This window comes from Streptomyces sp. NBC_00775, assembly GCF_036347135.1.
Lineage (GTDB): Bacteria > Actinomycetota > Actinomycetes > Streptomycetales > Streptomycetaceae > Streptomyces > Streptomyces lutosisoli.
The window spans coordinates 10,144,056-10,164,291 of the sequence record NZ_CP108938.1 but is presented as its reverse complement, the minus strand read 5'-3'; the positions used below and the strand labels follow the sequence as shown (position 1 = coordinate 10,164,291).

Below are 20,236 nucleotides of genomic sequence, written 5' to 3'. Positions count from 1 at the left end.
CGAGTCCTCAACGGCGGCGCCACCAACGTCGTTTCCGCTGGGCCTGGAGAACCTTGAGGTTGTCGGCGGCGACAGGGTTGCCGTCCGATCATCCGTTGACCGCTGGTTGAGGCAGTGGCCGGCAGGACGTCAGACGTCCGAGGTCGACCGCGTCGGCCATCGCCTGCATTCCCTTGTCGTTGGGGTGCAGGTGATCGCCGCCGTCGAAGAACGGCAGGATCAGTTGCGGGTCGTACGGACTGCGTGTGATCTTGTCGAAATCCGTCACGGCGTCGAGCGCGCCGCTGTTCCTGATCCAGTCGTTGACGCCCTGGCGCACGGCCTCGGAGGCGGCGTCGTACTCGTACCAGCCCTTGAACGGCATGACGGTCGCGCCGACGACACACTTGCCCGCCGCGTGCGCCCGGTCGATGATCTGCTGATAGCCGGCGATCATGTCGTCCACCGTGACGCCGGAGTGGGCCTTGATGTCGTTGATGCCTTCGAACAGGAACACCGTGCTGACCCCGGGCTGGGAGAGCACATCACGCTGCAGCCTGTTCAGCGCGGCCTCCCCGGCGCCGTCCGCGAGCACCTTGTTGCCCGAGATGCCTTCGTTCGCCACTCCCTTCACGGTGCTGCCGGACGCGGCCTGGAGCCGCCGGGAGAGATAGTCGGGCCAGCGGCGGTTCTCGTCCGTGGTCGAGGCCCATCCGTCGGTGATGGAGTCGCCGAGGGTGACCACCGAGCCGACCGCCGTGGACGTCTCCACGTCGACGGCGTCGAGCCAGTACCAGGAGCCCATCGGATCGGTCCAGTTGGCCGCGCCCTCCTCGGCGGCGTGGTTGCCCGCGGTCGCGTAGTTGGTCTGCATGGCCATGCCGTGACCGGTCGTCGGTCCCTGAGCGCCCGTCACGTACAGGCTGATGACCAGGTTGGCCTGGGCGGCCAGCTTCCCGGGCAGCGGATCGCTCAGCACGGTCTCGCCGGCCGGGACGCTGACGGACGCCGCTGCGCCGAAGGACAGGGGGTGGTTGGAGCCGGGGACCAGCTCCGCCCCCTGCTTCTGCAGCCCGGCGTACGCACTCGCGAAGGTCACCGGGTGGTCGCCGAAGGCGTTGGACAGCCGGATACGCATGTTCGTGCCGCCGACGCTGGTACGCACGATCAACCGGTAGCTGCGGTCGGCGGGCCCGGCACCCTGCCGGTCGGCACTGGCGCCCCACGTGACGACGGAGTGCTTGCCCTTCGCGGCGGCCGGGGTCGCCATCGTGCCCGTCGGGGCCTGCGACAGCGGTCGTGCCTGCGCCGGGGACTGCGCCTGTGCCGCCGACGAGGCGGTCAGGGGACCGCAGACCGCCAGGACCAGTGCTGAGACGACGCCCACCGCGGGGCGCCGGTACCAGGCGGCCCTCATCCGAGGTTCCGCAGCGTGACGGACTCACCGGGCTTGAGGCTGATCTTCCGCGAGGCGCCGCCCGCGACGACGGTCGTGTCGCTGCCGCCGACACTCTTCAGCGTCGCCCGGGTGACCTTGCCGTTCTTCCAGCTGAGGTCGGCGACGAAGCCGCCGCGGACGCCCACGCCGGACACCGAGCCGGATGCCGCCCAGGCGGCGGGCAGCGCGGGCAGCAGCTCGATGTGCCCCGGACGCGAGTAGACCAGCATCTCGACGATCGCCGCCGGGGTGCCGAAGTTCGCTTCGATCTGGAAGATGCCGCGGCCTGTCTCCACCTCGTAGATGTCGAAGAGGTTCATCGCGCTGCCGTTGCTGCCGTTGACCGACGGCTTCAGGTTGTTGACGACCAGTTGGTACGCCTTCTCCGCGTTCTTCAGCCGCGCCCAGCACAGGCTCCGCCAGGCGTTGGCCCAGCCGAAGCTGTTCATACCGCGCGCGGTGAGCAGGGCGGTCGCGCCGTCGAGGATGTCCTTCGGCGTGGAGTCGTCCGGACGGATCCGGTCGCCGGGGAAGAGCCCGATGAGCGGGGAGAGGTGCCGGTGGGTGGTCTCGCCAAGGTTGTCGGGCGACATCCACTCCTCCAGCCAGCCGGTCTTGGGGCTGACCACGGGCAGGTACAGGCGCTCGCGCAGACCGTCGATGGTCTTGCGGTAGGCGGCGTCCTTGGCGAGCACCTCGGCCGCCGTGTGGAAATCGCCGAAGAGGTTCCACACCAGTTCCTGGGCGTAGGTGATGCCCTTGGCGTCCAGCGGGCCCTGTTCGGGCGACCAGTCGCTGTCGGCGATCAGGACCTCGCGCGAGGCCCCGGACGCGTCGGTGACGGTCGTGGTGATCAGCCGGGCCTCCCAGAACTCCACGGCGCCCTTGAGGAGGGGGTAGACCTTCTTGAGGTAGGCGCGGTCCTGGGTGTACTCGTAGTGCTCGAACAGGCTCTGGCACAGCCAGGCGTTGCCGGCCGGGTGCCACCACCAGCCGCCACCGCCATAGGGGTTGGTGGAGATGGCCACGGTCCAGCCGGCGATCTTGCCGCTGGAGTTGCGGTATCTGTTGGTGGAGTCGTTGAACAGCCGCTGGGTGACGTCCGTCCAGTCGGGCAGCTGCGCGAGGCAGTAGTCCGTGAAGGCGTCGAAGCAGTCGGACAGGCCCGCCCGGTCGGCCATCCAGTAGTTCATCTGGATATTGATGTCGGTGTGGTAGTCGGCCATCCAGTCCGGGTCGTTGCCGTCCAGCCACGGGCCCTGGAGGCCCATCGGCAGGCTGCCCCGCGATCCGGAGATCATCAGATAGCGGCCGAACTGCAGGTAGGCGGCCTCCAGTTCCGGGTCGGGGACGTCGTCCCGGTGGCGCGCCTGCACCCGTTCCCAGGTGTCCAGCTCGCGCTGCGCGGCGGACGACGTGCCGAGGTTGATGTCCAGCTGTCCGAACACGGCGCGGAAGTCGGCGACATGCGTGTGCAGCAGCGTGCTCGCCGAGTGGCCGGCCGCGCCCAGGACCTTGGTCCTGGCGAGGCGCTGCGGGTCCACGGAGGGGTCGCGGAACTTCGCGGCCGCGTCGGGGGCGTAGTTGGTGCCACCGCTGACGACGATGGTGAGGTCCTTGCAGCCGCTGAAGGAGATCGACGTACCGTCGACGCGGACCCTGCCGGTGCTGCTGTAGGCGGTGACGGCGGCGCCGTACTTCAGGCCGTTGGCGAGGGAGGCACCGAACGACGCGTACCGGCCCGCGCTGTTGGCGGTGGTGGACTCGCCGTGGGTGCCGGCGAGGGAGACGGTGCCGGTGTAGGAGCCGCCGCCCTGCTGGGAGAAGTACAGGACGATGGCGTCGTCGGGGCGGCTGGCGAAGATCTGCCGCCGGTACGTCACGCCGGAGATGTCGTACGAGGTGCTGACCAGGCCCTGGGCCAGGTCGAGGGTACGGCGGTAGTTGTTGACGTTGCCCAGGTCGTGGTCCGGGATGGCGACGGTGAGCTTGGCGAGCAGCGTCAGGGAGCCGAAGTCGTCGCGGCCGTAGGGGAACTGGCCGTCGCTCTGCAGCTTGTCGTTGAGATCGCCGGTCCACAGGGTGGCGTCGGTGATCATCAGCAGTTCATGGGAGGGGTCGTTGCTCGCGAGCGCCCCGAGGCGACCGTTACCGACGGGCAGCCCCTGCTCGATCATCGAGGGGGAGGAGCCGGGAGCCTGCCACCACAGCTGGTTCTTCGCGGCGTCGGCCGCGGACAGCAGGGGCGACTCGGTGGGGCGCAGGGGGGCCGCCGAGGCGGTGAAGGCGGGCAGACCGCCCAGCGCGGTGGCCGCGCCGGCAACGGCGGCGAGAGCGAGGAAACCTCTGCGGCTGGTTCTGTCGTCACGTGGTTCGGTGTGCTGGATGTCCACTGTCGTGCACTCCATATCCGGGGAACGGCTCGTGCAGAAGGGGCCCGAGCAGAAACGGCTCGTGCAGAAATGACGGCTGCGGGCCGTCGGCGCTGGACCGGTCCCGCGGGACCCGGGTCGTGACACCGGACCCCACGGGAGCGGGGTGGACGGACCGAGAGAGGTCAGACGGATTGCGGGACGACGATCTTGTCGATGTCGGGTGCGTATCCGCTGCCGCTGTCGAAGGTGATGGTGTTGGAGCCCGCCTTCAGTGCCAGCTGGACGCTGACGGTCTCGGCCGTGCTCCAGTCGCCCGTGGAGGGGAACTTCAGGCTGGTGCCGTTGCCGCTGTTGGAGAAGACGGTCACCGAGCGGGGGTCGCCGCTGACATAGGCGACCTTGACGGTGTAGATCCCGTCCTTCTTCGCCGTGATGTCGTTGAACCGCAGCTTGCCGCCGGAGTAGAGGTTGCCGACCTTCTTGCCACCGGAGCAGGCGTCGCATCCGGCGACAGAGGCATTGCCTGACAGGGTGTTGGCCGCGGCCTCGGCCTCGTAGCCCGTGGTCGTCAGCGTGCTGCCGCCGGGCTTGACGGTGAACAGCCGCGAGCCGTGCGCGGGCAGCGCCTCGGTGATCTTGTTCTTGTAGGTCCCGAGGTTCGCCTTGTTCCACAGGTCGCGCACGGAGGCGTTGCCGGTGAATCCGAAGGACGCCCAGTCGGCGGTGACGGAGGCCGGCGAGTCGCCGAGGTTGAACAGGGCGACGGTGTAGCTGCCGTCGGCGTTCTTGGTGCCCCAGACCTGCTGGTCGCCCACCGGGGTGACCGGACGCGCCACGGGCGAGGCGTTCTGGTCGACGGCGATGACTTCCTTGTTGGTCAGCAGGGATACGCCGTAGCTGTCCAGCTTGGTGAGGTCGTCACCGGTGAACAGCGGCGACTTGTTGATGGCCCACAGGGTCATGTAGCTCTGCCGCTCGGCCTTGGTGAGACCGTCCATCTCGCCGTTGCCGACATCGATGCTGTCCAGGTCGTTCCAGCCGCCCGGGCCCGCTTTGCGGCTCCACGCGGGGGCGTCGTCCCACCGGTCGTCGACCGAGTTCTCCCAGCTGACAAGGGTGTTGCAGTAGCACTCGACGTCGGTGTCTATGCGCCAGCCGTTGGAGTACCGCTTCCAGTCGGCGGCGTGGCCGATGTCGAGCGACCAGGAGAGCTCGAGATGGATCGGGCGTCCGGCGGCGGCGATGGCCTTCTGCCAAGCGGCGACATCGGCGACGTTGTCGTAGTTGTCACCGGACTTGAACGAGCCCGGGCCCACACCGTCCAGCTTGAGGAAGTCGTAGCCCCAGTCGGCGAACATCTGCGCCTGGGAGTCGATGTACTTCTGCGCACAGGAGTTGCCGAAGTCCAGCTTGTAGGCGCTGTCCCAGCCATTGGTGGTGCGCAGGTTCGGGTAGACGATGTCGGCGGTGGTGCAGCCGGGGGCATTCCAGACGGGCACCTTGCCGTCGCCGTACGCCCCCTTCTCCAGGCCGGCGGGCAGGTAGATGCCGGCCTTGAGGCCCTTGGAGTGGATGTGGTCGGCGACCGACTTCATACCGTGGGGGAAGCGGACCGGGTCGGGTGTCTGCCGGCCGTACTGGTCGAACCCCGACTTCCAGTTCTTGTCCATCCACCAGCCGGCATCGATGTTGACATGGTCGTAGCCGTACTGCTTCAGCTTGGCGGAGAGAGCGTCCGTCTGCTTCAGGACGTTCGCCTCGGTGAGGTAGCTGTAGTCGCCGTCCGGGTTGAGGCCCGGGTATTTCGACGACTGCATGCTCCAGCTCGACCAGCCCATGTACGGCGTGGCCGCGATCGGTGCGGCGGCGGTGTCCTTCTCAGTGGAATGGGTGTCGGCCTGGGCGGCCGGGACGGTCGTCGCGACGCCCGCGGTGAGGGCGAGGACCAGCACGGCTCTCAGCGCGCGGATGGGCATGACGGAGTACGAGGGTGACCGCATGGGTCGGACCTCCAGGGACGGTGTCAGCGGGGGCGGCGAAGGCGGGGGCGGCGAGCGCCCCGGCCTTCCGGCGGCTCAGCCCTTGCCCGAGCCGATGGTGAGTCCGCTGATGAACTGGCGCTGAAGCGCGAAGTACACCAGCAGCGTGGGGATCGCGGTCATCAGCGCACCGGCCGCGATGAGGTTGGGGTTGGTGAAGTACTGGCCCTGGAGGTTGGCCAGGGCGGAGGTGATGGGGCGCTTGTCGCCGGTCTCGATGAGTGCGAGCGGCCAGAAGAAGTCGTTGTAGATCCAGATCGATTCGAGCGTCGCGAGTGCGGCGAACGCCGGTCGGCACAGCGGCAGGATGATCTGGAAGAACTGCCGCCAGACGGGAGCGCCGTCGACGAGCGCGGCCTCGGAGATCTCCCGGGGAATCGTCTTCATGTAGTTGCTGAGGACGAAGGTGCAGAACCCGCACTGGTAGGCGATGTGGATCGCGATGATGCCCCAGGCCGAGTTGTAGAGGAGGAGGGAGTCGCTCATCCACTGCGGAAGCGGGACAAGAAGGTAGAGCCGGTACAGCGGGGTGATGAGGACCTGCGCCGGAAGCAGGTTGCCGGCGGTGAACAGCATCAGCAGGACGATGTTCCAGCGGAAGTCGAAGCGGGTGACGAAGAAGGCGACGGCCGCCGAGAAGAGGAGCGTGCCGAGGACCGACGGGACGGTGATGAGGACGGAGTTCCAGAAGAAGTGCGGCATCCCGGACTGCTGCCAGGCGTCCGTGAAGTTGCCGAGGCTCAGGCTGTGCGGCCAGGAGAGATAGCCGTGCTTCGCCGTGTCCGAGTAGGGGCGCAGCGAGGTGTACATGGCCCAGAGGAGCGGGACGAGCCAGAGGAGGGCGATGCCGGCCAGCATCAGATGGCGGCCCGTCTGGCGGCGGGGTCCCGCGGGGGTCTGCCGTGTCTGGGGCTCCCGCGTTCGGGAGGCGGGCCGCGTCGCCGTCGTGGTCACTGGTCCTCCTTGCGGACGGTCTGGACGAGGAACGTCCCGATGGCGGCCAGGGAGACCAGGAGCAGGACGACGGCGAGGGCGGAGCCGTAACCGATGTGGCTGGACTCGCCGATGATGTTGTCGGTGATGAGGAGGGACAGCAGCTCCATGCCGGGCTTGCTGCCGACGCCGCCGCCGAGGACGTAGACGATGTCGAAGGCCCGCAGGGACTCCATGACGGTGACGACCAGGATGATGATGTTGACCGGTTTGAGGGCGGGGAAGACGACGCGCAGGAAGGTCTGGCGGCCGTTCGCGCCGTCGAGCGCGGCTGCTTCCTTGAGCGCCGGGTCGAAGCCCTTCAGTCCGGCCAGATAGAGGATCATGATGTAGCCGGTGTGCCGCCATCCCGAAGCCACCAGTACGGCCCACAGGTTGAGGTCGGGATTGCCGAGCCAGTCGATGTGGTGACCCGAACCGGCCGCGTTCAGGATGCCGTTCAGGAGTCCGGTGTCCGGGTTGTAGATGATCTCCCAGATGAAACCGACGACGGCCAGAGAGAGCACCATCGGCAGGAAGATCGCGGTCTGGTAGATCCTGGTGAAGCGGATCTTCCGGTCGAGTTGATAGGCGAGGAAGATGCCGAACGGGGTGGGCAGCAGCGCCGTGAACAGCAGCCAGATCACGTTGTGCCGGACCGCGGGCCAGAACGGCGGGTAGTTGGTGAAGATCTGCTGGTAGTTGTCCAGGCCGGTCCAGTGGATGTCGGCCAGGTCGATGCCGTCCCAGGTGGTGAAGGAGAGTCCCAGGGAGGCCAGTGCGGGCAGCCAGACGAAGAAGAGCAGGGCGGCGAGCGGGATGCCGATGACGACGGTGAGGAAGAGCCGGTCGCCGGGGCCGAGCCGGCGGGCGCGGGAGCGTTTGGGTGTGACGGGCGTGACGGGGGCGGAGGACACGTGGGGGCGACCTTTCCGGTCCTGGTCAGGCCGTGAAGAAGCGCGAGCGCTGGGACTCGATCTTCTTCAGCGTTCCCGAGCCGTCGTCGGGGTGGCCGAGCCACTGGGTCAGGCCGGGGAGGACCACGGTGGAGATGAAGCCGGGGTCGCTGTCGCGGTCCGCGAACTGGCTGATGTGCCGCGCGGAGGCGATGAGGTCTGCGGACTTCTTCTGGAGTGCGTTGTACGAGCCGGTGTCGGCCTGTTCGTTCACGGCGAGGTTGCTCGGGTCGACACCCATGTACGACTCCTCGGCGTGGGCGCCGCCGAGGAACTCCAGGAGCTTCTTGGCGCCGTCCTCGTTCTTGGGCCTGCGGCTGAGCATGAAGCCGTCGGTGGGGGCTTCGACGGCGTCCTGGCCGTGGGCGGCCTCGATCTCGGGGAAGGGGAAGAAGTCGATGTCGGCGCGTATCTTCTCGTCGGTGATCTGCTGGCCGAGGAAGAGCCCGATGACGGCCATACCGGACTTCTTGTCGAGCAGGGACTGGGCGGCGTCCTGCCAGGAGCGGCCGCCGGCGCTCGGCTGGTAGTAGGGGGTCAGCTCACGCCACAGGTCGAGGACGGCGACGGTCCGCTTGTCGGTCCAGGAGACCTTGCCGCGCATCAGGGACATGTGGAAGTCGTAGCCGTTGGCCCTGAGGTCGAGGTAGTCGAAGGCGCCGAGGATGCTCCAGCTGTCGCCGCCGCCGTATCCGGAGGCGATCGGGGCGAGGCCGTCCTTCTTCATCTGCCGGGCGAGCGCGATGAACTCGCCCCACTTCTGCGGGACTTGGTAGCCGCGCTCCTGGAAGAGGCTCTTTCGGTAGAACACGGCCCACGGATAGTTGTACAGCGGCACGAAGTAGAACTTGCCGTCCTCGCCGCGCGAGAGCTGCTTGGTGGCGTCACTGAAGCCGGCACCGATCTTGTCCCATACGTCGTCGAGGGGGCTGCAGAGCTTCTTCTGGGCGAAGTACTGCATGCGGTAGCCCGCGAACCAGGTGAAGACGTCGTCCGGGGTGCCCTGAAGGTAGGTGGAGATGCTCTTCTGGAAGGTGTCGTGGTCGACGGTGTTCGTCTTCACCTTCAGCCTGCTGTCCTTGGCGAATGCCTCGGTCACCGCGGCGTAGGCCTTCTTGGGGGTGGCGTCGGCGCCGTTGGATCCGAAGGTCACCGTCTTCGGGTCGGCGCCCGCTCCCCCACCGCAGGCGCTCAGGACGGGCGCCCCCAGTGCGGCCGCGCCGAGTCCGAACAGCCCACCGACCACTCTGCGCCGGCCTGGTCCCCGCGCAGCCAGGTGATCGCGGCTCTGCTGCGTCATCGTTACTCCTCGTGCGTGCGGTTACGTGTCTGATCTGATGAAGGACTGGATCGCGGTGGCCGCGGCCCCGCGCGCCCACTCCTCGAAGGGCAGCGGGCGGGTCCGCACATCGCACCGCGCGGCCGATCCGAAGGCGGCCGCGGTGAACGCGTCGCGGATCTGCTCGGCGAACAGGTCGTAGGCGGCGAGGCCCTCGCCGGAGATGATCACTCGCTCGGGGCCGAGCAGGTTGGCCACGGTCGCGATGCCCCGCCCGATCGCCTCCCCCGCCCGCGCGTACACCTCGCGCGCTCCGGGGTCACCGTCGTGCGCCAGCTCCAAGGCCTCGGCTGCGTCGGCCACTTGTACGCCGGTGACCTCCCGGATCCGGCCGACGATCGCCGAGTCCGCGGCGATCGCCTCCACACAGCCGCGGTTGCCGCAGTGACACAGGGGCCCGGCCGGGTCGATGGCGACGTGCCCGATCTCGCCGGCCACGCCGTGCGCGCCCGAGACGACCTGCCCGTGCACCACCAGGCCGCAGCCGATGCCCGCGCCGACGGTCACCACCGCGAAGTCGGACAGGCCCACTCCGGCGCCGAACCACTGCTCGGCGACGGTCAGCGCCCGGACGTCGTTGTCGACGGTGACCGGCAACCCGGTGGTCATCGCGGCCAGTTCGGCGAGCGGTACGTCGCGCCACTCCAGGAACGGCGAGTAGCGCACCACTCCGGCCGCGCGGTCCACATCGCCGGACACCGCGATGCCCAGTCCCTGAACCGGCACCCCGAAGCCGTCGGCCTCGGTCAGCAGCTCCTGGACGAGCCCCGCGGTCAAGGCCAGCACCGCCCTGGGATCGTGGGTCGTGAGCGGCATGTGCCGGGCGACCCTGATACGGCAGCACAAGTCGGTGAGCACGGCGATCAGTTCGTCGCCCGTCATCTTGACGCCGATGAACAGACCCCTACCGCCGTCGACCCGCACCGGGTTGGCGGGCCGCCCGAGGGACGGCTGCCGCGTGTCCTCGTCGACGTCCTCCAAGAGGTATCCGGCCTCGATGAGGGGCCGGACCGCCTTGGTGACCGCCGCCGCCGACAGCCGCGTCCGTCCGGCTATCTCCGAGCGGGTGAGCGGGCCGTGCGACAGCACGGTGGTGAAGATCTGAGCGGCGGCCGGCGTGTGTGCCGGGAACGCCTCGGTGCGAGAGGTCGAGCGCATGGCCGGAACCTAAGTCCCTTATTTTCTGCTGTCAATGAAAGAAGCAGGATTATCTTGAGAGCCACCTTTGACGGTCCAGTGACCTGCAAATGATAGATGCAGATGGGGTGTTGACATGTGATCGAAGGTCGCGGTTGGCTTTCGAGCATCTCGTGGCACCACCGGAACGTGAGGACGCCTCTCGATGATCTCCTTCGCCCCGGACACCGGGGTCTGGCTGCTGGACACACCGCGCACGTCGTACGCGCTGAGAATCGACGAGACCGGAGCACCCTGCCATCTCGGATGGGGCCCACGCCTGACGCTCGCGGAGGCCGAGGAACTCACCCTGCCGCGGCCCGTCCCGACCAGCAGTTTCGAGGGAAGACCCCCCGCCGGGGAGGAACTTCCCGTAGACAGCGGGACGCGCTACGGGCCGCCGTCGCTGCAAGTCCGGTTCGCGGACGGATCCCGCGCCTTCGAATGGCAGCCAACCGGCCATCGCGTCCACGAAGGCGAGCTGGAACTGTCCTTCCGCGACCGCCACTACCCCCTGCGGGTGGCGCTCCACTACCGCCTGCGCGGCGACACGGACGTCATCGAGCGCTGGACCGTCGTCCGCAACGCCGGCGACGAGCCCGTCACCCTGCTGCGCGCCGACTCGGCCGCATGGACCCTGCCCCCACTACGGGACTACCGGCTCAGTCGTGTCACCGGACAGTGGTCCGCCGAGACCCAACTGCACCGATCCCAACTCCCTTATGGGGAAACGGTGTTGACGAGCCGCCGCGGGATCACCAGCCATCACGCGAACCCGTGGGTGATGCTGGACGGGGGCGAGGCGACAGAGGAACACGGCCGGGTGTGGAGCGCCGCTCTCGCCTGGAGCGGGAGCTGGCGGATCACCGCGCAGCGCACCCCGGACGGGCACGCGGGATTCACCGGTGGCCTGGGCCATGACGGTACGGCCGTGCCGCTCTCGCCGGGCGAGGAGTTCACCACTCCCCCGTTCGCGGGCCTGTTCACCGACGGCGGTTTCGGCGCCGCCAGTCGCGCCTGGCACACGTACACCCTGACCCATGTCCTGCCGCATCCGGACGAGGTCGCCCCGGTGCTCTACAACTCCTGGGAGGCCACGGGCTTCGACGTCGACGAGGTCGGCCAGAAGGCGCTCGCCGAACGGGCCGCCGAGCTCGGAGTCGAGCTGTACGTCGTCGACGACGGCTGGTTCGGGGCGCGCCGCAGCGACCGGGCCGGCCTGGGCGACTGGACGCCCGCCCCCGACCGCTTCCCCGACGGGCTGGCACCGCTGGTCGAGGCCGTGCACCGGCTCGGGATGGGCTTCGGCCTGTGGGTGGAGCCCGAGATGGTGAATCCGGACAGCGACCTGTACCGCCAACACCCGGACTGGGTCCTGCACTTCACCGATCGCCCGCGCTCCGAGCTGCGCAACCAGCTCGTCCTCAACTTCGCTCGCCGGGACGTCGCGGACTGGGCGTACGGCTGGCTGACGCGACTGGTCGGCGACCACGGCATCGACTTCCTCAAGTGGGACATGAACCGGGCGTTCAGCGAGCCCGGCTGGCCCGGCCGGCAGGACGGCGCCGACCGGCTCGGCCCGCAGTACGTGCGCAATCTGTACGAGGTCATCGACCGCCTGCGCGCGGACCACCCGGCGCTGCGCATCGAGTCGTGCAGCGGCGGGGGCGGCCGGGTCGACCTGGGCATTCTGTCCCGTACGGACCAGACGTGGGCGTCGGACAACACCGATGCCGCCGACCGGATGGGGATCCAGCACGGCTACGGCCAGGTCTATCCCGCGCGCACCATGGGCTCGTGGGTCACGGACACACCGAACCAGCTCACCGGCCGCACGGTTCCGCTGCGCTTCCGCTTCCACGTCGCGATGGCCGGGGCGCTGGGCATCGGGGGCGATCTCGCGCGCTGGTCCGAGGAGGAAATGCGGGAGGGGGCCGCCCTGGTGGCCGAGTACAAGAAGGTGCGCCATCTGGTGCAGCACGGGCGACTGGACCGGCTGTCGGCACCTGCCGAGGACTCCGTATCGGTGGTCCAGTACACGGCACCGGATGCCTCCGAAGCCCTGCTGCTCGCGTACCGCCGTGTCACCCGCCACGGAGCGCCCCAATTGCCGGTCCGCCTGCGTGCCCTCACCCCGGGTACCCGTTACCGCGACACCCGCATCGGCACCGTCCATCACGCCACCGTGCTCGGCGAGTACGGGCTCCATCTCGATCTGCCGCCGGGCGACTGGTCGAGCATGGCGGTGCACCTGGTGCGGGAAATGGACGGCTGACGGCGGAGGGACCGCGACGATCGACGGCTTACGTAGTGTTACTGAAGCGCGAAGCTGGCCTCGACCCGCCTCCAGGGCGCCGAACTGCGGGACGCCGACCTGAGCAATTCCGACTTGAGCAACTCGGCCCTCAGCGAGGCGAATCTCCTGAACGCCGATCTGAGCGGTGCGAACCTCGAACACGTTGACCTGTCACGCGGTCAGCTGTCCGGCGCCAATCTCTCCAAAGCGAACCTGAAGAGCGCGAATCTGCAGAGGACGCAGCTCGACGGGAGCGACTTGCGTGGCGCGGACCTCAGTCACGCCGATGTGCGGAGCGCCAGCCTCCGCGGCGCCAACCTGATCAGGGCAAACCTGTCCCACACCCGGCTGTTCGGTGCGCGCTGGACGCTCGGCACGAAGTGGCCGACCGCCATCTATCCGGCGATCATGACCAGGTCGGTGGAAGTGGAGCCCGGCGAATGGGAGATCCGGGGCGACGGCGCCGACGAGCGCACGCAGGCGCCCAGTTCCGTATAGCCGACTGAAAGAGTTGAACGGACGAGCCGGCGAGTCGTACGACCATGCCGTCGACCGCGACACGTACGCCACCACAGCGGTTACGGAACGCCCGCTGTGGTGGCGAGCCGTGCGGTCAGGAGGGCTTGGTGGCGGAAACGGCGGTGACGGTCACCGTGTCGTCGCACTCGGCCAGTACACCGTCGTCAAGGGCGACCTGGTGGAATCCGGCGGCCGGGAGGCCCACCACCAGGGTCGGATACGTGACGGGCGTGGACCCGGATGCGCAGTAGCCGTCGGCCTCGCCCTGGACCTGGACGAACGTCAGCTTGGTCCATGCCTTGCCGCCCGGTGCGACGACCACCGTGGACGCGGAGCCCTCGGCGGTCACCGTGAGGGGATGGTTCTTCGCCGGGGAGCCATTGCCCGCTCCCGCCACGGTCGGATGGCCCTGGACGGTGCACGGCTTGGCGGACACATTGGTGAACTCGACGATCGCCGCCCCGGTTCCGGTGCCGTCCGGCCGGACGGCGGCCTGGTACATGGACGCCTCCAGGTCCGCCACGCCACAGGTCTTCGTCTTCGTGGCGGGGGTCGATGTCGGGGTCCCGGCGGGGGTCGACGGTGCGGTCGTGGCGGGCCCCGACGGCGCGGACGTCGGGGCGCTGGACTTGGAGGCCGCCGGCTTGGCCGGAACGCCCGACGGTGAACTGGCCGCCCCGGTTCCGCTTCCGCCCGGCTGGCACGCGGTCATGAGCAGTGTGGCCGCCGACGCGGTGACCATCGCCAGAGCGCCTCTGCGCATACCCGTCGCGTACTGCATGTAGTCCCCCGAAGTAGAAGTTCAGGCGCCGGTCGCTCACCGGCACTCGTGGCTTCAGAGTGCATGGGCGGCTTGCGGGGTTCACCTGCTCAAGGGTCTGTGACATGACAGTGACAGACCATGTCCCGGGCGGCGGCCTAGTACCGCTGCGCCTTGGTGAGCCGAGCCGTCAGCTGGGGCTCGGAGGGCTGCCTGCTGATGGCGATGGGCTGGGCCCGCTTCCCCGGGTCGAGGTTCTCCGCGCCGACGTACCTGGTCTCCACGACCTTGCCATCGGAGTCCTTGAAGTCGATCTGCACGGCGTACGACGCCTTCTGGTCGGTCTTGTTGGTGATGGTGACGAGCACGGCGAGCAGCCCACCGGTCTCTGCCTTGGGCAGGCCGGTCATGGCGACCTCGGACGTCGCGTTGCCGCTCCCCTGTACGTCCTTCAGCTCCTTCTTCGCGGCCGCACTGGCGCGTGCCGTGTCGGCGGAGACGGACGCCTCGAACGCCGACGCCGCGGCCGCCGCGGAGGAGGCTGCCGCCGACGCCGAGGCGCGGGCGGAGCCGATGATCGAGGAGGCGGCCGAGGCCAGGGCGGACGGCGCCGACCCGCTGAAGTTCGACGCGTTCGGCGCGGTGGGGAGGCTCACCGAGGAACCGCCGCTGTCGTTGCTGTCCGTGCTGCACGAGACGAGCACGGAGCCGCACGCGAACGCGGCCAGGAGGACAGCGATCCGGCGTGATCGGCTCGATCGGCCTCGGGCGTCGGCGGTGCGTGTGCTCATGGGGGCTCGTCCTCTTCCTTGCCTACGGGACTCCCTCATGCTCCGTGCCGGGACCGGGCTCCGCGAACGGCGCTGGACCGTTGGAGTGTCCGGTGCGACGAGGGAAGGCCTGGAGTGGCCGGAGCCTCAGGGGGTTCCCGGGCCGCCCTCCCGTTCCAGCCAGGTCTCCGCGATCGCCAGAGCCGCCGCCATGATGCTCAGCTGGGGGTTGACCTCCGGGCAGCTGGGCAGGGCCGAGGCGTCCGTGACGAGGATTCCGTGGGTGCCGCGGAGTCGGCCCTCGGGGTCGGTGGGGGCGCGCTGCGGGTCGGCGCCGGCGGCGGCTGTGCCGGTGGGGTGGAACGCCGAGAGATGCAGGTCGCGGGCGGTGACCCCGGTGAGCAGGTCGTCGAGTTCCTCCAGCGAGCGGGCGCGCGGGGCGCGGGGGACTCCGGTGAGGATCTCCTCGGCGCCCGCCGCGAAGAGCAGGCGGCCCATGGCGCGTACAGCGGTCATCAGCCGGTCGCCGTCACGGGGGTCCAGGTCGTAGCGGACGAGGGTGCGGTCCCTGCCCTGGACCCGGCCGGAGGGGCGGTCGGCGATCATGGCGCCGAGAGTCGCGAGATGGTCCGCGTCCTCCAGTTCGCGCCGCAGCTCGCGGCCCAGACCGGGGAGGACGAAACTTCCCATCCCCGGCGGGCTCGCGGTCGCCTCGATGAGGACGCCGCGGTCGTGCAGTTCCTCGATTCCGGCGCTCTGCAGCACGCCCTGCCAGGCGGTGACCGGCTCGGTGAAGCGTCCCGCGACGCTGGTGGCCGGGTGCACGCTGAGGTTGCGGCCCAGCCGTGGATGTCCGCCGAGGCCTGAGCGGCGCAGCAGGGGCGGTGTCTGGAGGGCTCCGGCCGCGGTCACGACGAGCGGGCTGAGGATCTCCAGTTCGCTGCCGTCCGGCCGCCGCGCCTGTACGCCCGCGGCGCGCGGTGCTCCCGGTCCGTCGTGGTCCACCAGGACGCGGCGGACCCGCGCGCCCGTGACGATCCGGGCCCCCGCGGCGCAGGCGTCGGGCAGGACGGACAGCTGCACGCTCTGTTTGGCTCCGGTGGGGCAGCCGACCACGCACTGGCAGGAGCCCCTGCAGCCGGGCGCGTTGCGGCGCAGCGGTCCGGCCCGCCAGCCGAGCCGCTCGGCGCCCGCGAGTGCGAGCAGGCCGTTGTTGCCGAGCACGTCGAGCGGCTGGGTGGCCACGCGGAGGGTGCGCTCGATCTCGTCGAGCCGGGCCCCGAGGCCCTCGGCGAGCCCGAACCCGTACGCACTGCTCCATCGGTCCAGCACATGCTCCGGAGTCCGGTAGCAGGTACCGGAGTTGACGACGGTGGTGCCGCCGACCGCGCGGCCGACCGGCAGCAGCAGCGGCGGGTTGCCGACGGCGACGGTGGCGCCGCCGTCCCGGTACAGCTCGGCGAAACGGTCGAGTGGTGTCCGGCGTCCGAAGGAGGCCGTCGAGTGGTGTTCGCCCTCCTCCAGGACGACCACGCTCAGTCCGGCGCGCGCGAACGTCCGGGCGGCCACGGCACCGCCCGCGCCGGACCCGACGACCACCACATCGGCGGTGGAGCGTGTCGGCCACTCGTGCGCCGGGGTGCAGTCGAGGGGCGGGTCCGCGGGTGCCGTCACAGCAGCGGCGGGCGTGGCGGGCATGCGCTCGGTTCCCGCCGCCAGCAACACGGGCACCTTGAGGACGTCGAGCAGCGGGGCGAGCCGGGGGTGTGCGGCCAGCGAGCCGAGCACGCTCTCGCGTTCGTCGGGGGCGAGTGCGGCCAGGCGTCTGCCTGTGCGCAGGACGGCGTACGTCTCCAGGGCCGCGACGGCCGTGTGCAGCCCGGCGCGGGCGGGCCGGGGCAGCGCGGCGAGCACCGTGTCGAGCCGCTGCGGCACGCGTGCGGGCCAGCTCTCGTCACCGGTGTCGGCGAGCAGCGCGGCAACGAATCCGTCGGCGGTCACCGCTCGCCCGCCTCGGCGTGCGCGGTGCCGTCCAGGACCCAGGAGGCCTCCGGGCGCCAGCGGCCCCACCAGCGCTCCAGCACGATGCGGGCGTCGGCGGACTCACTGTTGCGGCACACCGCGCGGGTTCCGTCCGGGTCGCGGTACTCCAGGGTGAGGGTGCGTTCGGCGGGCTGGTCGACCTCGACGCGGATGCGGCGCAGCGCCGTCCGGCCGGTCACCGTCCACTCGGGGAGGCCGAACGCGGCCCGGAACCGCCCGACGCCCAGCCAGCCCACCGCCGACCGTTCCGCCCGTCGCGGCCAGGTCCTGCCCTGGCGGCGCAGCCGCAGGAACACCAGCGGAGGCAGCCGCCGCAGGCCCGGCCGGGTGGACACCGCCGCGACGATCTCCAGGACGTCGCCGTCACCGAGCTCCGCGTGGAGCCAGGTCCACCGGTGAGCGTTGCCGTGCCCGTAGATGCGCGCCGAGGCGCCGGGTGCGCCGCGCGGCGTCAAGGTGTGTTCCCCGTAGGAGAATTCGCCGTCGTACGTGGCCCGCGCGGCCGGGAGCATCTGGGCGGCGGGCAGCAGGGGGCGGCGCCAGGACCAGCGCGGGAAGGTGAACAGGGGTGGTGCTTGCGGGCGTTCGGTGAGCCTCCAGTGGAAGTCACCCGCGCTGCCCGCGAGTTGCCCCGGGTCGGCCGTGACCTTGTCTCCCGCGAACCCGTCCGAGGGCCGGGTCCAGGGAACGGGCCCGAAGCGGGCATGCCGCACCTCGCCCTCGCGGGGGAACGCCGCGACCCATCCGTGGGCGAACGGTTCGGATCCGTCGGCGGGCGCGGTCAGTTCGTGGTGCAGCCAGATCCCGGTGCCGCTCGCCGGATCGGTCAGCGTGGTGTACCAGACCTCGGTGCGGCCCGGTGTGCCGTTCCAGCGCGGCGCGAAGTGCTCGGACCGGCTCTCGCGCCGGGGGAAGCGGAAGCTGAGGAGGAACGGCGCGAGGCCGGTCGCGAGCGGGAAGCGCAGGACACCCTCGCCGGCCCGCGCGTCACCCTCGTACAGCGTGAACGGCAGGACGGTCATCGACTCCAACGGGCGGCGCGCGGTGACGGACTTCCAGCCGTCCAGGGTGAGGCCGCGGCCGTCGGCGGTGAACGCCAGTCGGTAGCGGATGCGCCGCCTGGCCAGCGGTGACACCTCCAACTCGCCCTCGGCGTCAGGGGCGTCGGCGAACCCGGCGATCCGAACGCGGCCGGTCACGCGCGCCCGGGTGGTGCGATGCGGGCGCAGAATCCCGTCGGCTTCGGCGCGCAGGTCGAGGCGTATGCGGCGCTCCCCTGTCTCGGTGTCGAGCCGGACCGTGCCGAGCATCGTCTCCTTGAACGCGGTACCCCTCATGCGAGACCGTCCAGCATGATGCGCTCGGTCGCCCGCAGATAGGCGTCGGCTGTCGTGTGCGCCTGCCGGGCGTCTTGGGATGTCACCGCCTCCACCACCGGGGCCAGCCGTTCGTACGCCGCCGCCGGGTCGGTGAAGGGCCCCTTGAGCAGGGAGCGAACGGGCAAGTAGGCGTTGAAGAGCGTGTTCGTCAGCAGGACGTAGACACGGTTGCCGGTGGCCCGGGCGAGGGCACGGTGCACCTCGACGTCGGCGAGCTGCACCGCGTCGGCGCCGTCGGCCTCCCGTACGGCTTCCAGCAGCGCGCGCAGTTCGGCCCGCTGGGTGCGGGTGGCTCGCGCCGCGGCCCGTTCGGCGATCAACGCCCCCACACCACGCCGCACTTCGAAGATCTCGTGGACCCATTTCGCATCGTGCCGCACGAGCATGGGCAGCAGGTCCGCGCCGCCCAGGCGGGCATAGTCGCGCACCCGGGTCCCCACACCGTGCCGGGTTTCCAGCAGGCCCGCCTGGACGAGCCGGCCGAAGGCGTGCTTGAGCGTGGTCCGGGTGACTCCGTAACCGTCGGCGAGTTGACGCTCCGGAGGAAGGTAACTCCCCGCCGGATGACGGCCGTTGAGTATGTCCGTGCGCAGCCGGTCTTCCAGGACGTCCACGATGGTCTCGCGGGGCAGTGCCTCCACGGTTCCCCCTCCGGCAAGTGGATGAGTGGATGATCCACTGAACCAGTGGCCGTCCTTCTCGGTCAACCCCTCTTCCACAAACGGCCGTTAGCCGCTCATCGCCGAGCCGAGCGCGAGCCACTCCTCGTCCGGCAGGCCGAGGAGGCGTTCGATCCGCTCACTGTCCTGGGGCGACGGAAGTTGGACCAGACCAATTGTGTGTGAATCGTTGACATGTACGCCGCCCGGGAGAATTCTGAGAGCGCTCTCAAGAGGAACCGGACGACTGTCGTCCGCAGGAATCCACCTCGCTGAAACCCCCACATCAAGGAGGAAGAGAGTGCCTGGAAAACCCACCTGGCGGGCCTTGGCAGCGGCGGCGGCCACGCTCACCGCGGCGCTGTTGACGTTCGGGGCCCCGTCCCGGGCCGAGGCCGCCGTCCCGGCGACCATCCCGCTGAAGTTCACGAACAACTCCGGCCGCAGCGACCCGATTTACATCTACGACCTCGGCACACTGCTGTCCACCGGCCAGCAGGGCTGGGCCGACGCGAACGGAACGTTCCACGCCTGGCCCGCGGGCGGCAATCCCCCGACGCCCGCGCCCGACGCGTCGATCGCGGGGCCGGCCAATGGACAGTCGAAGACGATCCGGATCCCCAAGTTCTCCGGACGGATCTACTTCTCCTACGGGCAGAAGCTCGACTTCCGGCTGACGACCGGCGGCCTGGTGCAGCCGGCCGTGCAGAATCCGAGCGACCCCAACCGCAACATCCTCTTCAACTGGTCCGAGTACACACTCAATGACTCCGGACTGTGGATCAACAGCACACAGGTCGACATGTTCTCCGCGCCCTACGCCGTCGGAGTCCAGCTCGCCGACGGCACGACGAAGAACACCGGCCACCTCAAGGCAGGTGGGTACAACGGGTTCTTCAACGCCCTGCGGGGTCAGCCGGGCGGCTGGGCCAATCTGATCCAGACCCGGTCCGACGGCACCGTCCTGCGGGCCCTCGCTCCCGGCCACGGCATCGAGGCGGGCGCGCTGCCGGGCACCGTCATGGACGACTACGTCAACCGTGTGTGGCAGAAGTACAGTTCGTCGACGCTCACGGTGACGCCGTTCGCCGACCAGCCGAACACGAAGTACTACGGCCGGGTGTCCGGTGACGTCATGAACTTCACCAACAGTGCCGGAGCCGTCGTCACCAGCTTCCAAAAGCCCGACTCCGACAGCATCTTCGGCTGCTACAAGCGTCTCGACGCGCCCAACGACCTGGTGCGCGGCCCCATTTCACGCACGCTGTGCGCGGGCTTCAACCGCTCCACACTCCTGGTCGATCCCAACCAGCCCGACACCACCTCGGCGAACTTCTACCAGGACACGGTGACCAACCAGTACGCCCGCAAGATCCACGCGCAGATGGCCGACGGCAAGGCCTACGCGTTCGCCTTCGACGACGTCGGCAACTACGAGTCGCTCGTCCACGACGGGAATCCGCAACAGGCCTACATCACGCTGGATCCGTTCAGCTGACGGATCGTTCCGGGGTGGCGGAGTCCCGCGCGGGACTC

At 69.6% G+C, this 20,236-nt stretch carries 16 protein-coding genes; 4 read left to right on the top strand and 12 right to left on the bottom strand.

Annotated features, from left to right (window positions below; genetic code table 11):
• Positions 1–88: 88 nt before the first annotated feature.
• The 7 genes from OIC96_RS45175 to OIC96_RS45145 all read right to left on the bottom strand — a co-directional run bounded on the left by OIC96_RS45175 (position 89) and on the right by OIC96_RS45145 (position 10,256).
• Positions 89–1,396: an SGNH/GDSL hydrolase family protein gene (locus tag OIC96_RS45175; protein WP_330302239.1), complete on the bottom strand. Its 1,308-nt coding sequence runs from the start codon at positions 1,394–1,396 to the stop codon at positions 89–91.
• Positions 1,393–3,825, bottom strand: a complete 2,433-nt coding sequence (locus tag OIC96_RS45170) for a glycosyl hydrolase family 95 catalytic domain-containing protein (protein WP_330462154.1) — start codon at positions 3,823–3,825, stop codon at positions 1,393–1,395. The genes OIC96_RS45175 and OIC96_RS45170 overlap by 4 nt, the downstream gene beginning before the upstream one ends.
• Before the next feature lie 149 nt (positions 3,826–3,974).
• Positions 3,975–5,792: an alpha-galactosidase D gene (locus OIC96_RS45165; protein WP_330302241.1), complete on the bottom strand. Its 1,818-nt coding sequence runs from the start codon at positions 5,790–5,792 to the stop codon at positions 3,975–3,977.
• A gap of 75 nt (positions 5,793–5,867) precedes the next feature.
• Positions 5,868–6,785, bottom strand: coding sequence for a carbohydrate ABC transporter permease (locus tag OIC96_RS45160; RefSeq protein WP_330302242.1), 918 nt, complete (start codon positions 6,783–6,785; stop codon positions 5,868–5,870).
• Positions 6,782–7,720, bottom strand: coding sequence for a carbohydrate ABC transporter permease (locus OIC96_RS45155; RefSeq protein WP_330302243.1), 939 nt, complete (start codon positions 7,718–7,720; stop codon positions 6,782–6,784). The genes OIC96_RS45160 and OIC96_RS45155 overlap by 4 nt, the downstream gene beginning before the upstream one ends.
• Positions 7,721–7,745: 25 nt before the next feature.
• A complete protein-coding gene (locus OIC96_RS45150) occupies positions 7,746–9,059 on the bottom strand; it encodes an ABC transporter substrate-binding protein (RefSeq protein WP_330302244.1) in 1,314 nt (437 codons plus the stop codon).
• Positions 9,060–9,080: 21 nt separating this feature from the next.
• Positions 9,081–10,256, bottom strand: a complete 1,176-nt coding sequence (locus OIC96_RS45145) for an ROK family transcriptional regulator (RefSeq protein ID WP_330302245.1) — start codon at positions 10,254–10,256, stop codon at positions 9,081–9,083.
• 184 nt (positions 10,257–10,440) lie between these two features.
• Between OIC96_RS45145 and OIC96_RS45140 the strand changes: the two genes are divergently transcribed.
• Both OIC96_RS45140 and OIC96_RS45135 read left to right on the top strand, forming a co-directional pair.
• Positions 10,441–12,549 carry an alpha-galactosidase gene (locus OIC96_RS45140; protein ID WP_330302246.1) on the top strand — a complete coding sequence of 703 codons (2,109 nt, stop codon included), beginning with the start codon at positions 10,441–10,443 and terminating at the stop codon, positions 12,547–12,549.
• A 54-nt stretch (positions 12,550–12,603) separates the two neighbouring features.
• Positions 12,604–13,068: a pentapeptide repeat-containing protein gene (locus OIC96_RS45135; protein ID WP_330309965.1), complete on the top strand. Its 465-nt coding sequence runs from the start codon at positions 12,604–12,606 to the stop codon at positions 13,066–13,068.
• A gap of 115 nt (positions 13,069–13,183) precedes the next feature.
• On the opposite strand, the gene OIC96_RS45130 is transcribed toward OIC96_RS45135, so the two are convergent.
• On the bottom strand, positions 13,184–13,591 hold the full coding sequence (locus tag OIC96_RS45130; protein WP_330302247.1) for a DUF4232 domain-containing protein: 408 nt from the start codon (positions 13,589–13,591) through the stop codon (positions 13,184–13,186).
• On the opposite strand from OIC96_RS45130, the gene OIC96_RS45125 reads away from it, so the two are divergent.
• The gene (locus tag OIC96_RS45125; RefSeq protein ID WP_330302248.1) at positions 13,590–13,874 is read left to right on the top strand and encodes a hypothetical protein; all 285 of its coding nucleotides are present in this window, start codon (positions 13,590–13,592) and stop codon (positions 13,872–13,874) included. The genes OIC96_RS45130 and OIC96_RS45125 overlap by 2 nt on opposite strands.
• 133 nt (positions 13,875–14,007) lie before the next feature.
• Here the strand turns inward: OIC96_RS45125 and OIC96_RS45120 are convergent, their stop codons facing one another.
• The 4 genes from OIC96_RS45120 to OIC96_RS45105 form a co-directional block, all read right to left on the bottom strand.
• Positions 14,008–14,640 carry a hypothetical protein gene (locus OIC96_RS45120; RefSeq protein ID WP_330302249.1) on the bottom strand — a complete coding sequence of 211 codons (633 nt, stop codon included), beginning with the start codon at positions 14,638–14,640 and terminating at the stop codon, positions 14,008–14,010.
• A 126-nt stretch (positions 14,641–14,766) separates the two neighbouring features.
• Positions 14,767–16,620: a GMC family oxidoreductase gene (locus OIC96_RS45115; RefSeq protein ID WP_330302250.1), complete on the bottom strand. Its 1,854-nt coding sequence runs from the start codon at positions 16,618–16,620 to the stop codon at positions 14,767–14,769.
• Positions 16,617–17,999, bottom strand: a complete 1,383-nt coding sequence (locus tag OIC96_RS45110) for a hypothetical protein (RefSeq protein ID WP_330302251.1) — start codon at positions 17,997–17,999, stop codon at positions 16,617–16,619. The genes OIC96_RS45115 and OIC96_RS45110 overlap by 4 nt, the downstream gene beginning before the upstream one ends.
• Positions 17,996–18,682: a FadR/GntR family transcriptional regulator gene (locus OIC96_RS45105; protein WP_330302252.1), complete on the bottom strand. Its 687-nt coding sequence runs from the start codon at positions 18,680–18,682 to the stop codon at positions 17,996–17,998. The genes OIC96_RS45110 and OIC96_RS45105 overlap by 4 nt, the downstream gene beginning before the upstream one ends.
• Positions 18,683–19,028: 346 nt before the next feature.
• Here OIC96_RS45105 and OIC96_RS45100 point away from each other — a divergent pair, with 346 nt between their 5' ends.
• Positions 19,029–20,198 (top strand): glycoside hydrolase family 64 protein, encoded by a 1,170-nt coding sequence (locus OIC96_RS45100; protein WP_406502233.1) that lies wholly within the window; start codon positions 19,029–19,031, stop codon positions 20,196–20,198.
• The last annotated feature ends 38 nt before the right edge of the window (positions 20,199–20,236 follow it).